At 51.3% G+C, this 14,042-nt stretch carries 14 protein-coding genes; 13 read left to right on the top strand and 1 reads right to left on the bottom strand.

The annotated features are described in order from the left end of the window. On the bottom strand, nucleotides 1-152 hold a 152-nt coding region (locus RCH91_RS06890; RefSeq protein WP_306533881.1), incomplete at its 3' end, for a transposase. Between the two features lie 110 nt (nucleotides 153-262). Between RCH91_RS06890 and RCH91_RS06885 the strand changes: the two genes are divergently transcribed. The 13 genes from RCH91_RS06885 to asnB all read left to right on the top strand — a co-directional run bounded on the left by RCH91_RS06885 (nucleotide 263) and on the right by asnB (nucleotide 14,040). Then, nucleotides 263-1,168, top strand: coding sequence for a hypothetical protein (locus tag RCH91_RS06885; protein WP_306533879.1), 906 nt, complete (start codon nucleotides 263-265; stop codon nucleotides 1,166-1,168). 74 nt (nucleotides 1,169-1,242) lie between these two features. Beyond that, nucleotides 1,243-1,737 carry a type II toxin-antitoxin system RelB/DinJ family antitoxin gene (locus RCH91_RS06880; RefSeq protein ID WP_306533878.1) on the top strand — a complete coding sequence of 165 codons (495 nt, stop codon included), beginning with the start codon at nucleotides 1,243-1,245 and terminating at the stop codon, nucleotides 1,735-1,737. After that, nucleotides 1,718-1,858, top strand: a complete 141-nt coding sequence (locus RCH91_RS06875; protein WP_306533877.1) for a hypothetical protein — start codon at nucleotides 1,718-1,720, stop codon at nucleotides 1,856-1,858. Before RCH91_RS06880 ends, RCH91_RS06875 begins: the two co-directional genes overlap by 20 nt. Nucleotides 1,859-1,869: 11 nt before the next feature. Continuing rightward, nucleotides 1,870-2,988, top strand: coding sequence for a TIGR03088 family PEP-CTERM/XrtA system glycosyltransferase (locus tag RCH91_RS06870; RefSeq protein ID WP_306533876.1), 1,119 nt, complete (start codon nucleotides 1,870-1,872; stop codon nucleotides 2,986-2,988). 16 nt (nucleotides 2,989-3,004) lie between these two features. After that, entirely contained in the window at nucleotides 3,005-3,505 is a 501-nt protein-coding gene (locus RCH91_RS06865; protein WP_306533875.1) for a hypothetical protein, read from the top strand. Continuing rightward, on the top strand, nucleotides 3,502-3,954 hold the full coding sequence (gene pssE, locus RCH91_RS06860; protein ID WP_306533874.1) for a PssE/Cps14G family polysaccharide biosynthesis glycosyltransferase: 453 nt from the start codon (nucleotides 3,502-3,504) through the stop codon (nucleotides 3,952-3,954). The genes RCH91_RS06865 and pssE overlap by 4 nt, the downstream gene beginning before the upstream one ends. 23 nt (nucleotides 3,955-3,977) lie before the next feature. Further along, a complete protein-coding gene (locus RCH91_RS06855; protein WP_306533873.1) occupies nucleotides 3,978-5,606 on the top strand; it encodes an AMP-binding protein in 1,629 nt (542 codons plus the stop codon). 2 nt (nucleotides 5,607-5,608) lie between these two features. After that, nucleotides 5,609-5,842 (top strand): acyl carrier protein, encoded by a 234-nt coding sequence (locus RCH91_RS06850; RefSeq protein ID WP_306533872.1) that lies wholly within the window; start codon nucleotides 5,609-5,611, stop codon nucleotides 5,840-5,842. A gap of 20 nt (nucleotides 5,843-5,862) precedes the next feature. Then, on the top strand, nucleotides 5,863-7,314 hold the full coding sequence (locus tag RCH91_RS06845; RefSeq protein WP_306533871.1) for an MBOAT family protein: 1,452 nt from the start codon (nucleotides 5,863-5,865) through the stop codon (nucleotides 7,312-7,314). Nucleotides 7,315-7,330: 16 nt separating this feature from the next. Next, the gene (locus RCH91_RS06840; RefSeq protein WP_306533870.1) at nucleotides 7,331-8,296 is read left to right on the top strand and encodes a hypothetical protein; all 966 of its coding nucleotides are present in this window, start codon (nucleotides 7,331-7,333) and stop codon (nucleotides 8,294-8,296) included. A 43-nt stretch (nucleotides 8,297-8,339) separates the two neighbouring features. Beyond that, complete coding sequence (locus RCH91_RS06835) at nucleotides 8,340-10,742, top strand: VanZ family protein (RefSeq protein WP_306533869.1); 2,403 nt, start codon at nucleotides 8,340-8,342, stop codon at nucleotides 10,740-10,742. Next, the gene (locus tag RCH91_RS06830; RefSeq protein ID WP_306533868.1) at nucleotides 10,739-11,941 is read left to right on the top strand and encodes a TIGR04063 family PEP-CTERM/XrtA system glycosyltransferase; all 1,203 of its coding nucleotides are present in this window, start codon (nucleotides 10,739-10,741) and stop codon (nucleotides 11,939-11,941) included. Before RCH91_RS06835 ends, RCH91_RS06830 begins: the two co-directional genes overlap by 4 nt. A gap of 227 nt (nucleotides 11,942-12,168) precedes the next feature. Continuing rightward, nucleotides 12,169-14,040 (top strand): asparagine synthase (glutamine-hydrolyzing), encoded by a 1,872-nt coding sequence (gene asnB, locus RCH91_RS06825; RefSeq protein ID WP_306533867.1) that lies wholly within the window; start codon nucleotides 12,169-12,171, stop codon nucleotides 14,038-14,040. Nucleotides 14,041-14,042: the final 2 nt, after the last annotated feature.

Raw genomic sequence — 14,042 nt, 5'->3', positions numbered from 1 at the left:
TTGATCTCGTACCGTTTAGCTATCTCCAGGCAAACTTCATTAAGTCGAGCATCTACCTCATCGGTAAATACAACTCGACGATACTTTGCTGGACAAACCAAATGGTATAACAGCACAGAAACATTATGGCTTTTGTGTATATACTCACTCACTAAACCAATATGTCACACCAAAGACAGCGAAGCAAGCTTCGGGGAATAAGACCCGGAGAGATTCAATCATTTCGGCATTGGTTAATCGGCCAATTGTGAGGAGATTATTGATGAATTTTCAAAATGAAAACAGCTATCTGACCAAGTATACAAAGAGGATTACTTCCGAATACGGTGAAGATGGTGTCATAGAAAAAATATTAGAAATCATAGGTGAAGGAGACAAGTGGTGCGTTGAGTTCGGCGCAGGAGATGGCAAATCAGGCAGCAATTCATGGAACTTGATAACCAATAGAGGTTGGTCAGGAGTTTTGATAGAGGCAAGCGACAACCTCTACAACAAATTATGTTATGAATACAAAGATAATAAAAATGTCATTGCATTAAATAGGATGGTAGGATTTGAATCACCGGATAAATTAGATGATATATTTGCCGAAACTCCTATGCCTACATCGTTTGAATTGTTATCAATTGATATTGATGGAAACGACTATCACGTTTGGGAATCTGTAAGGTTGTATTCACCAAAGCTGGTAGTTATTGAGTTCAACCCGACCATTCCCAATGATATAGAGTTCGTACAGCCTAGAGATATGCAGGTTAATCAAGGGTCTTCCTTACTTTCATTGACGAAGCTTGGCAAGGAAAAAGGATACGAACTTGTGGCAGCACTTGATTGTAATGCCTTTTTTGTAAAGAAAGAATTGTTCGGTCTGTTTAATATTCAAGATAATTCTCCTCATGCGGTTCGTAAAGTAACAAAATGTTGGGAAACCAGGATGTTTCAGCTTTATGACGGGATCTTGGTCTTAGATGGTTGCAAGCGTTTGATTTGGCACGGTATTGACATTGACCAGGAAAAAATACAGCCATTACCAAAATTTCTGAGAAGATATAAAGCAGAGTTAAAACACCCTTTATCTTTTAGACTGTTCTTTGAATTCTTCGAGAATAAACCGGTTGCGACCGTATTGTTAGATAAAATTAGCAAAGTATTAAGAAAGATCAGGTGAATGTAGTAATTTTCTAGGCATCAGACGACCACTACCGGAAGTTTTTGTGAGAGAAGCAGGGGCAGAGGTTTCGTATGTCAAAGAATGTCACCATCTGTCTCAGGATAGATACCCAGCTCAAGAGCGAATCAGAAGCGGTTTTGCGTCAATTGGGCCTTACCACTTCCGAGGCCATAAAGATATTTCTCAGTGCCGTTCGCAACAGGAAAGGACTTCCGTTCCCCGTGCAGCTGGAGGAAGGACAGGCAGATAGCGTGCCTGCGGAGAGATTGCCGCGAAGGAAGTCAATTCAAGCGCTGCGGGGGCAATACAGGGATATGCCGCCCAGTGATGATTTCTCGCGCCGCAAGCAGTCGGAGATTAATGAAGATGGAGGGAAGGCGGTTTCGATCATCCCTCTCGGAGACGGGATGCTGATTACACCGAAGCGCCTTGAACTCGATGAAGCGCGCCGCAGGATCAAGGGGATACTGAAGGCAAGCGGGCTTTCGCCCAAAGCGGTGCTTGAAGGGCTCGACGAGGAGCGTGAGGGAGTGTTCGAGGAGCTCTATGGCAGCAAAAAACCTTAGTGTTTTTCTCGATTCGAGCGTGATTGATTTTGGTCATATTCGCGACGGCGAGTTTCCCTTTTCGATTCTGACACCTGCCCGATTTCTTGACCACTGCCGGATGTTTCTGGCGGGAGAATGAAGGGTTAACCCGTGCGGATAAAGATTCTCCATATCCTCCATTCGCTCCAGGTGGGCGGACTCGAGAACGGGGTGGTGAACCTGATCAACCGGCTCGACCCGGAGCGGTTCGAGCACGCCATCTGCTGTATCACCTCATCCGGGCCCATGGCGGAGCGGCTTGTGCGGCCGGTGGAGATTCATGAGCTGGGAAAGGGGGCGGGAGGAGATTATCTCCTTCCCCTGAAGATTGCCAAGGTAGTACGCGAAGTAAAGCCCCACATCGTCCATACCCGCAACTGGGGAACCATCGACGGGGTTATAGCTGCACGCCTGGCAGGGGTTCGTTGCGTGATTCATGGTGAACACGGCAGGGAGGCGACGGACCCGGGCGGTACCAACGGAAGACGGAATCGCGTGCGGAGGCTCCTGCATCCCCTGGTTACCCGGTTCGTTACGGTGTCTGATGACCTGCGTACCTGGCTTGTAGATCAGGTAGGGATTCCTGGGGAGAAGGTTATCCATATCATGAATGGGGTCGATACCGAGCGATTTGCTCCCGCTCAGGACAAGGGAGCTACAAAGGTACGTTTTGGACTGAATCCCGATTCCTTCGTGGTGGGAACCGTGGGGAGGCTCGATCCGGTCAAGGACCAGCAGACGCTTGTCAGGGCGTTTGACGCACTGTGCGGGGAGAAGGGGAGGCATTCCGATCTTCTTCTCATTGGTTCCGGACCTGAAGAGGATAAACTGAGACGTCTCGCTGATGAACTGAATATGGGGGGATCCGTGCACTTCATGGGTGAACGCCGAGATATCCCCGAGCTTCTACAGGCGATGGATGTCTTTGTCCTTCCGTCCCTTGCAGAAGGTATTTCCAATACGATTCTTGAAGCCATGGCGTGCGGCCTTCCCGTTGTAGCTACAAGGGTTGGGGGGAACCTAGAACTTGTTGAAGACGGCGTTAGCGGACATCTATTTGCTGTCGGCGATCTTGCCGGCCTTGCAGGAACCATGTGCGACTATTCGGATGATCCGGAGCAACGGCTCCAGCTTGGTGCACGTGGGAGAGCGCTTGCGGAACAGGAGATTTCTCTCGCGGGCATGGTGCAGAAATATGAAAATTTGTATCGGATGACATTCGAACGATGATCAAGGATGATCTGTAATGGGGAACATAGCCAATAAGCTAATCGTCACCCTCACCGGTGGTGGCTTTCTCTGGGAAGCCAAAGCGCTGATCAATGGCCTTGGTGAAGGGTATGAGTATCACTATGTAACTACTCCCGATGCATTGGTAACCTCTGGCGATGGGATGCCCCATGGCGAGGTTCATCTGATATCCAGGGTAACGTCCATGAGTGATAACTCACTCGCCAAAAGAATGAAGAACCTGGTGATCAGCATCCGTGACAGTTACCGGGTCATCAAAACAGTTAAACCCGACGCCGTCATCTGTATTGGTTCCTCTATTGCCGTTCCTCTCTGTTTCTGGGCAAAGGTGTTCGGCAAAAAAGCTGTTTTTGTGGAGAGTATCACCCGTGTCACGAATCCTTCGTTCACCGGAAAGATTCTCAGTACCCTCGGGCTCTGTGACCGCTTCTACGTCCAGTGGCCGGAGGCGGAGAAACTCTACCGCGGTGCGGTCTATCGGGGGTCGGTGTTGTGATTTTTGTAACTATCGGGACAACGCTCGTCTTCGACGACCTTATAGAAGCCATCGACAACCTCGTTGAAGATGGGATCATAACTGAACCGGTTGTCTGCCAGATCGGCAACAGCGGTTATGTTCCGAAACACTGTGAGTATTTCCGTTTTCAACCGAATATCGACGAATGGACGGCAAAGGCATCACTGGTTATATGCCATGGAGGCACGGGGTCGGTACTGTCGCTGCTGACGCAGAAGAGGCCATTTATCGCTGTCGCCAACCCCCGCGGGGCTGAGGACCATCAGGCCCAGTTTCTGGAAAGGCTCAGTCGGTCTATTTCAATCCTCTGGACGAGGGATTTGAATGGGCTTTCCAGCTTGATCGAGAAAGCCCGCACGTTCGAGCCTAAGCCCCTCGATGGTGAACGGCTGGTAGATGATCTGAGGAAATATTTGAACAGTGTGTGACCTGTTGTACGGGAGGACTCAAGATGAGCAATTCGTTGATCGTTAACAATCAATATAATATAGGGCACATCTGCACAAAAATGCAGTGTGATCTTGGCAAGTCGCACAAGATGGCAATGCGTTGGATCTCTCCGGCAATGGAGCGTGCCGATTACAGTTTCGCTGACCTGGAAAGCCAGAGTAGCAAGTTTGCCAATGTACTCCAGAGTCTGGGATTTTCCAGGGGGGACATCTTCTTCACTTTTCTTCCCAAGATGCCGGAACAGTTTTTTGCCTTTCTGGGGGCACTCAAGGTGGAGGTGATAGCCGGCACCATGTTTTCTAACTTTGGCGAAGACGCGCTGCTTGACCGTCTTGGCGACGCACGAGCCAAAGGAGTCATTACAAAAAAGAGTTTTCTGAAAAAGCTTAACCGCATCCGCCACCAGCTTCCCAATCTCACGTGCATCATCGTGGTTGACAGCGAGGAGCATCTGGCAGCCGATGTTTTCAGCTATAAGCTATTGATGCAGGAGGCTTCGGATTCTTTTGAAGTCCCGCTCACCAATCCGGATACTCCATCTGTCCTTCATTATACGTCGGGCTCTACCGGAAAACCCAAAGGGGTTTTGCACGCCCACAGAAGCGTCCTGTTTCAGAGTTATACGACTCGGGAAATTCTCAATCTGGGCGATGATGACATTTACTGGTGCACGGCCGACCAGGGTTGGGTTACCGGTACCTCTTACGGCATCATCGGGCCTTGGAGTCTTGGGGTCACCCAGGTTCACTTCGGCGGCGCCTATGACGCGGAAGCGTGGTTCACCATACTCGAAAGAGAGGGGATAAACGTCTGGTACACTGCGCCGACAGCCCTCAGAATGCTCTTGAGGGAAGAGCAGTCACTTTTTGAAAAATTCGACATCCTGAAGCTTAGACAGATATTCAGTGTGGGAGAGCCGCTCAATCCGGAGGTCATCCATTGGGCACGCAGAACTCTGGGCAAGGAAATCTACGACACGTGGTTCCAGACGGAGACCGGCGCCATCATGATTTCCAATCGTCCCGGACTTGAGATCAGGCCTGGTTCCATGGGTAAGCCGGTGGATGGGATCGAGCCAGCCATAATCTCCGACAGTGGTGATAAAATTTCGGATGGTGAGCAGGGCAATCTCTGCCTCAAACCTGGGTGGCCCTCTATGTTCGTTACCTATTTGAACAACGATACTGTTTACCAGCAGAAATTTAATCATGGTTTTTATCATACCGGTGACACTGCCCGGCGGGACGAAGATGGCTATTACTGGTTCATGGGGCGCAGTGATGATGTCATCAACACTGCCGGCCACTTAATCAGTCCTTTCGAGGTGGAGAGTGCCCTTCTTGAGGTGGAGGAGGTTGCTGAGTCGGGTGTTATCGGTGCGTCGGACGAACTGCTTTTTGAGAAAGTGGTGGCTTACGTACATCTCCACGAACGCTTTACCCCGACGCCAGAACTGGAACTCAAACTCCGTCTGCATGTGTCAAACAAGGCATCCAGTATCGCTACTCCGCAGGAGATTATCTTCTGCACCTCTATTCCAAAAAACAAAAGTGGCAAGATTATGCGTCGGGTGCTCAAAGCTCGTTATATGGGCGAAGACCCTGGTGATACCTCAACTCTGGAGATATGAAAATGACTACAATCGAGGTCTTGAATGCTGTTTTTTGCGAAGTTTTTGACGACGAAGGCATCCTTATCAAACCTGAGATGACAGCCAATGACATTGACGGTTGGGATTCACTCTCGCATGTAAACCTGATAGTGGCAGTAGAGACAAGGTTCAGGATCAGGTTTAACCAGAAGGAGCTTCTTACCTTCAAAAATGTAGGGGATCTTTTGCGTAGTATCGAAAGCAAGATAAGTTGATAAAGGATCAAAACTGATCAATGGTTTTCAATTCTCTCCAATATTTCCTGTTTTTGCCGGGAGTTTTTCTTTTATTTTATTTTACCGCAGACAGGTGGCGCTGGCTGGTCCTGTTGCTGGCAAGTGTAAGCTTTTATGCGGTGTTGCGGGTACCGTATCTATTGTTGGCTCTTGCTCTGGTAACGGTCACGACCTATTTCTCAGGGATTAGTCTTGCCAAACACGAGGATTCTGGAAGGAGAAAAGCGTTGTTCTGGGGCGGTGTTGCGGCCAATCTTCTCGTTTTGATCGGCCTGAAATACCTTCCCTTCCTGACCAAGAACCTCAATACATTGTTAAGCGGTCTCTCATGGGACTTTGCCCTCCCACAGAGCAGGATTCTAGTCTCTATTGGCGTTTCCTACTACGTATTCCAAGCCATTTCCTATTTAACTGATATTTATCTGGAAATCGAGAAGCCGGAGAAACATTTCGGGCATTTTGCCCTCTATATGAGCTTTTTCCCGAAACTTCTCCAGGGTCCAATAGAGCGTGCCGGCGATCTGTTGCCGCAGCTGCGTGAAAAGTTTGAGTTCAATTATGACAATATGCGATTCGGGCTGCTGATGTTCGCTTGGGGGCTCTTCAAGAAGGTGGTAGTAGCCGACCGACTGGCACTCTATGTCGACCACGTATATGGAGATGTGCATTCTTACTCAGGACTTCCCCTTATCATTGCAACCTACATTTACGCTATCCAGATATACTGCGACTTTTCCGGATACACCGATATGGCGCTGGGGACCGCCCGCATTTTTAACATGCGGCTCACTCCGAACTTCAACAGTCCTTACCTTGCCACCTCAATAGCGGATTTCTGGCGGCGGTGGCACATATCATTTTCCCGTTGGATACTGGATTACATCTTCAAGCCGCTCCAGATGCAGTTACGTGACCGCAGGAGCATGGGGACGGCTCTCGCTCTGGTTGTTACCTTCCTGGTTTCAGGCATCTGGCACGGAGCTGGCTGGTGCTTCATTGTGTGGGGGCTGTTGCACGGTCTTTACCTAGCAGCTTCCGTCTTCTACAAGCCTTATCAAAGAAAAATACACAAAAAGCTTGGTTTAGAACGAATGATGATTTTGACCGTTTGGCAACGGTTTCTTACGTTCAATCTGGTGTGCTTTTCTTGGATTTTTTTCAGAACGTACAATATCAAAGATTCCCTTAACATAGTGTCTCACTTGTTTTCTGGGACAAGCGGAACTTTAGCTTTTTTCCTTGCTTATGGTAAAGTTGAAATAATTGTAGCTATTTGTTCATTATTGATTATGCTTATAGTTTATTTGTTTACTAGAGATGAAAATAATGTGACTAGATTTTTGAATGGTCCAATCTATGTAAGATGGTCCGCTTATTATTCGTTGGTTGTCGCAATTATATTATTTGGAAAACACTTTGCTGAAAAACAATTCATATATACACAATTTTAATAAAACGATAAAACATGTGGTTGCTTACGATAAAATGAAAAAAGTAATACTAAAATGCCTTATATTGATAGTGCCTCTTGCAGTTGTCATTTTATTTTTTGAATACAATCTCCGCACTATGGACAACAGTTACAAGATTAAGACTAATAATCTTGAAACCAAATTGCGTAATATTGAAGTGATAAATATAGGTTCATCTCACGCAAATAATGCCATCGTTCCAGATATCATTTGGCCTGGTAAATCGTATAATCTCGCAAATTCAGCGCAGGATTTCTATTATGACTTTAAGCTATTAGAAAAATATGTAGATAAAATGCCGAATCTAAAACTGGTGATTATCCCAGTTTCATATCATTCGTTCGAATATAGGATTTCGAATGGCTTTGAACCATGGAGGGCTTATTATTACTCAGTTTATTGTGGGATTAATAGCGATTCTTTGCTGATACGAAGCGATATCCGTAATTATAGTGCATTTGCTTTGTGGGAACCTTTGAAAGCCGTAGGTTATGCCATGGAAGGATTTAAAGGTGAACCAGTGCAATTGGATGAATACGGATTTATGCGGGTGCCACCAGATAGTGTAGAGGTCATTGAGAAAAAGATTAATATAACGACTGGAAAAGCGCGGGTCGAAGAGCAACACAGGTTTATGAAAAAGGACAATGTGGTTTACAATGAAAAAATTTTAGATAAAATCATGCTGTTGCTAAAAGAAAGGCAAATAACACCAGTTTTCGTAACAGTACCAACTTACCATACTTACTATGATAATTTGCAGGAGAACAAGCTATCAGAAATGCATAAATTGATAAGCGGTTATTGTTCTACATACAAGGTAAAATATTACGATTATTACAAAGATGCTCGATTTAATATCACTGACTTCTCAAATAATGACCATTTGAATATGGATGGTGCTAAAAAATTCAGTAAAATAATCAGGAAAGATATTATTGAAAAGCTTGTAATCAATTAATGGGCATTACGATGCAGTAATCCTTGGGTGGGCGGCATAATTAATGAAAACATCACGAACCACACTCATTGCAATCAGTCTCGCATATCTGGCGTTCGTGGTCTACGGAAGCCTTGTTCCACTGCGGTTCCGGCCCCTCCCATTCGAAGAGGCGGTCGCCTCCTTTCGTTCCATCAAGTATCTGAATCTTGGGATCGCTTCCCGCGCTGATTGGGTGTCCAATATCCTTCTTTTTGTCCCCCTGGCGTTCTTCACAATGGGAGTCCTGGACGGGCGAGGAAAGGCGAGACGGATCATTACATCGGCAGCGGTGATGCTGGTGCTTGTTGCCTTAAGTGGAGCCATAGAGTTTACGCAGCTGTTTTTCCCGCCCCGGACGGTTTCCATTAACGACATCATTGCCGAGAGCGTTGGCGCGGCTGCGGGAGTTGTCGCATGGTGGATCTGGGGCCAGAGGGTACTTGCCTGGCTTGAGGGGGGGCAGCGGACCCGTGGACACGCCGATATCGCCACCCGAATTCTGTGGGGCTATCTGGCGATTCTCTTCGGCTACAGCCTTCTTCCCCTCGATCTAACCATCAGCCCGGTGGAGATCTTCCATAAGTGGCGCCAGGGACGCATGGTGCTGACCCCCTTTGCCTTCCTCTCTAAGCTCGATGCGAGGGGGATGTATGAGGTTGTTTCCGACGTTGCCGTATGGGTGCCGGTTTCTCTTCTGCTTGTTGCTTCGGGCAGGAAGGATCGGCGATCGGCCTGGATCTGGGCTGTTGGGGCAGCGTCGTTTCTGGAATTGCTTCAGGTGTTTGTCTGGACGAGGGTTTCGGATGTGAACGATGTGCTGGCTGCCATTGCGGGGGGGGGCATAGGCTCGTGGATTGGCGGTGTTGTATTCCATAAAGGGCAGGCAGTCGAGGCGGCGCCCACCGAAAGAAAATCGAAGCAGCTCTCGCTGGTCTGGGGATTGGGGTTTGTGATCTGGTCCGCCGTTCTTGTGGCTGTGTTCTGGTATCCCTATGATTTCATGGTGGACAGGGCATTCCTTCGAGAACGCATTGCGCTGCTGTTGGGGCGTGTGCCGTTCCATGCCTATTACTACGGGACCGAATACCGGGCGATAACCGAGCTCCTTCATCGCGTGGCGTTCTTTGCACCGCTGGGGGCCCTGGCGGCCGCATGGATACGGAGGGGACCGCGATCAGGTGTCGTCGACGCGGTTTTATGTCTCATCCCCTGCGGCCTTGTGGCCCTCATTGTCGAAGGTGGACGGCTGTTCATTCCGTCCAAACAGCCTGACACGATTGATCCTGTATTGGAGATTGCCGGAGCACTGACCGGCTTCTGGATTGCCCGGGCAGTCGTGGGACGGCAAAGCGTTTACCGCGGATCCGCTGTGAAGACGGTTTCCGGGGAGGTTGAAGCTCTTCCCGTTGACACGGTTGCCCGCCGGTCGCGTTCTGGGTCTTCCAGGCCCGTCGGCACGGGGCAGCTTACCATGGGACAGCTGGTGTTGCTCTGTGGAGGGCCGCTGGTATTTTGGCTTGTGGGTTCGGTGGCCATGAGCTTATCGGGGGTGCCGTACAATGTTCGCAAACTTTTTGGGGGCGGACATCCCGTGCTTACACTATTCATACTCTGCCTCGCCCTGTACTGGATATGTGGGGTGCCGGTCTGGTTCAGGGTATGGCTGGCACGGGGTTCGTGGCTGCGGGTGCCGGCATGGGTGGTGCTTGTGATGATTCATGGGGCAGTCTGCTATACTCTTCTTCGCCTGTCGGTTCCAGTGGAGATGATCCACAAGATTGTCGGTTCTCCGGTGCTCGGATGGCCGTGGGAGTGGGAACTGTTGGGACGTTTTCTGGCGCTCTTCGCCATCCCGTCTGTGCTCATGACTGGCGCGCTGTTGCCTGTGCCGGTCGGAATGGGATCGGTACGGAACCTCCCCTGGCGTTGGTTTGCCGTTGCGGCTGTTCTCCTTCCCCTGTCACACTGGGTGGTTGTCATCCAGGCGGATACGGACAATCTTGTGGAATTGATGGCAGGGGGAGGGACCTGGTTCTCGTCTATTCTCCTCGGTGGGTGGCTTTATGTCATGTTCCAGACCGGAACCATCCTTGCTGCCAGAGTGGCCGGCCACTGGCGGGTAAGTCTGACGGCTGCTCTCGTTTTCGTGGTTTTCTCTATTCCCCTGTGTTATGCGTTGTTGTGGGCCGGAACCGAGAACGATATCTACAAATACGAGAAGCATTTTTCTGCCTTGCAGTTCATGTTGAGTCCCGACCGGGAACATTATCTGGGCGGAGGGGGGCTTGCGGCGCGTTACTCGGTCGTTCATCTCCTTGCTGTTGGGGTAATCTGCGCGGCCCAGTTGACCGTAATGAAACTGCTGGGAATCTTCCAGGAGAAGCAGCAAAGAATCCGTCCATCACAGTTGAAGGAACGTGCATGAAAATCCTCCATATCCTAGACCACTACAAACCCCACTTCAGCGGCTATGTCTTCCGCACTGCCTCGATTCTGAAGAACCAGCGGGAATTGGGGCTTGACCCCGTTTTGGTCACTTCACCCAAACATGGCACTGTGGATCGCCCCCTTGAAGAGATTGACGGGATGCGGGTCTACCGCACCATGGCGACCGAGTTCGGCAGGTTTCCGTTCATCCGGGAGCAGCGGCTCATGGCGGCCCTGGGGAAGCGGATCGGCGAGGCTATTCTCGCGGAGCGGCCTGATGTGATTCATGCCCATTCGCCGAGTCTGAACGCCATGCCGGCCCTTAAGGTGGCGCGGCGCCACGGGATACCCATGGTGTACGAGGTGCGGGCCTTCTGGGAGGATGCGGCGGTGGACCACGGCACCTTTGCCGAGGGTTCCCTGAAATACCGGGTGAGCCGGCACCTGGAGACGGAGGTTTTCCGCAAGGCCGATGCCGTTTTCACCATCTGCGAGGGGCTCAGGCGAGACATTGCGGCCCGGGGGATATCGGCCGACAAGATCACCATAATCCCCAACTGCGTGGATGCCGATGCCTTTGCGCCTCTTGCCCGGGACGAGGAGCTGGCGGTAAAGCTCGGCGTGAAAGGGGAGCGGGTCTTCGGCTTTATCGGCTCCTTTTACAACTACGAGGGACTTGAACTTTTATTGGAAAGCTTTGCAAAGGCCCTCGGTGAGGGCATGAAGGCCCGGCTCCTCCTGGTGGGGGGCGGCCCCGAGTTCGAGGCGGTGAAGCGCAGGACCGATGAACTCGGGCTCGCAGGGCCGGTCATCATTACTGGCAAGGTCCCCCACGAGGAGGTCAACCGTTATTACTCGCTGATTGACGTGCTCGTTTACCCTCGGCTGAGCATGCGGCTCACCGAGCTCGTCACTCCCCTCAAGCCATTGGAGGCCATGGCCATGGGGAAGGTGGTGGCGGGAAGCGACGTGGGGGGGATAAAGGAACTGGTAACTCACGGGCACGACGGGTTTCTGTTCCCGGCGGGCGACGTGGGCGCCCTTGCGACACTATTGAATGAGCTCGCTTCTGCCGGGAACGATCTGCCTGGAATCTCCGCTAGAGCTATGGATACTGTGAGAATCAAGCACGACTGGCGGAAGGCGGTTGAGCGGTATCTGCCGGTGTATCAACGAATTGTGGCAAAAACTGTCTAACACCAAGAACAGCATAAACAAAGAGAATTGGCCTCACGATTACCTCATTACTCATGATAAAAACACCGGTAGTCAAGAAGTAATCAGCAGTCAAGTAATACTGAGAGCGACACTGGCAAGATGGATTAGCCTCATGATTACCCCATGATTAAGCATGGTTTTTTTTAATCCCAGAAATCATGAAGAAATCATGAGGCTAATATTGTATTTTTTGAGGGTTTTGCTCTATGTGCGGAATAGCTGGAATCATTGACATAACCTCTACCCCCGAACGTGGCCTCATCGAGCGGATGAATCGGATTATGCACCACCGGGGGCCGGACGGGGAGGGGTATTGCCTGGACGGTCCTGTGGCACTGGGTCATCGGCGGCTCTCTATCATCGATTTGTCGGGGGGGAAGCAACCGCTGTCCAACGAGGACGGGACGGTCTGGATTACCTTCAACGGCGAGGTCTATAATTTCCAGGAACTGCGGGATGAACTGATTGAAAAGGGGCATCGTTTCGCCACCCGCAGCGATACGGAAACCATAGTCCACGCCTGGGAAGAGTACGGCGAGGCGTGCGTGGAGAAGTTCCGGGGGATGTTCGCCTTCGCGGTGTGGGATCAGCGCAGGCAACAGCTTTTCGCCGCCCGGGACCGCCTCGGCAAGAAGCCATTTTATTACTGGTGCGATGGAAAGCGGTTCCTGTTCGCCTCGGAGATCAAGGCGATCCTCCAGGATGAGCGGGTGCAGCGGGAGCTCGACCCGGCTGCCTTGGCCGATTATCTCACCTACCACTACATTCCGTTTCCCAGGACAATCTTCAAGGGAATCAGGAAACTGGAGCCGGGGCACTGGATTTCGGTCGGGATGGGCGAGTCGACTCGTCTTTCCGTTACGACACAGAAATACTGGGACATTACCTACGCCCCCGATGCGTCCCTGACCGAGGCCCAGTGGGTCGAGGCGCTGCGGGAGAAGCTTCGGGAGGCGGTGCGGATCAGGCTCATCTCGGAGGTGCCGCTGGGGGCATTTCTCTCGGGTGGCATCGATTCGAGCACGGTGGTGGCCCTCATGAGTCAGGTGCAGAACGCGCCGGTGAAGACTTTCTCCATTGGGTTCAAGGAGGAGGATTTCAGTGAGCTTGTCTACGCCCGGCAGGTGGCGGAGCGCTTCGGCTGCGAGCACCATGAGTTCGTGGTGGAGCCCGATGCCATCGAGATACTGCCGAAGCTGGCGTGGGAGTTCGACGAACCCTTTGCCGATTCGTCCGCCATTCCCACCTACTATGTGTCGAAACTGGCCAGGGAGCACGTGACGGTGATCCTCTCGGGGGACGGCGGGGACGAAACCTTCGCCGGCTACCGGCGCTATGGCTGGGCCCAGGACATGTGCCGCCATGACTGGCTTCCTGCTCCCCTAAAAAAGACGCTCTTCGGCTTCCCGGGCAGGCTTCTTCCCGACGGAGTAAAAGGGAAGGGGGCGCTCCTCCACCTCTCGAAGGATCCCTTCGAGCGCTATGCGGGGCTTAACACCTTCGGTGAGCCGCCGTACCTGGACAGGCTTCTCTCCGTTGAGGTGCGCGCCGCCATTGGAAGGGAACTCCCCGATTTCTCGGTCATGAAGCGTTTTTACGACGCCCAGGCGTCGGCCGACTATCTGACCCGTATCCAGTACGTGGACACCAAAGTCTATCTCGCCGAGGATATCCTGACCAAGGTGGATCGGGCCAGCATGCTCTGCAGTCTGGAGACCCGGGCGCCGCTCCTGGACCACGAGGTGGTGGAACTGGCTGCCCACATGCCTCCGGGGCTGAAGCTCCATAACGGCGAAACCAAGTACATCCTCAAGAAGGCCATGGAGGGAATTCTTCCTCAAGAGATCCTTTATCGCCGAAAGATGGGGTTCGGCGTGCCCCTGGTCCACTGGTTCAAGAAGGACCTGACCGAGTACGCCCACGATCTCCTCCTGTCGCGAGAGGCACGGGAACGGGGCTTGTTCAATCCCACCGAGGTGACGGCGCTTCTTTCTTCTCACGCGAAGAGCGGTCGAGACCTTTCTGCGCGGATTTGGGCACTGCTCTTCTTTGAGCAGTGGTGCAGGAATTGGCTGTAACT

It is taken from the genome of Geobacter sp., assembly GCF_030834625.1.
In the GTDB taxonomy this organism is placed as follows: Bacteria; Desulfobacterota; Desulfuromonadia; order Geobacterales; family Geobacteraceae; genus Geobacter.
This window is presented reverse-complemented; position numbering and strand designations above follow the sequence as displayed.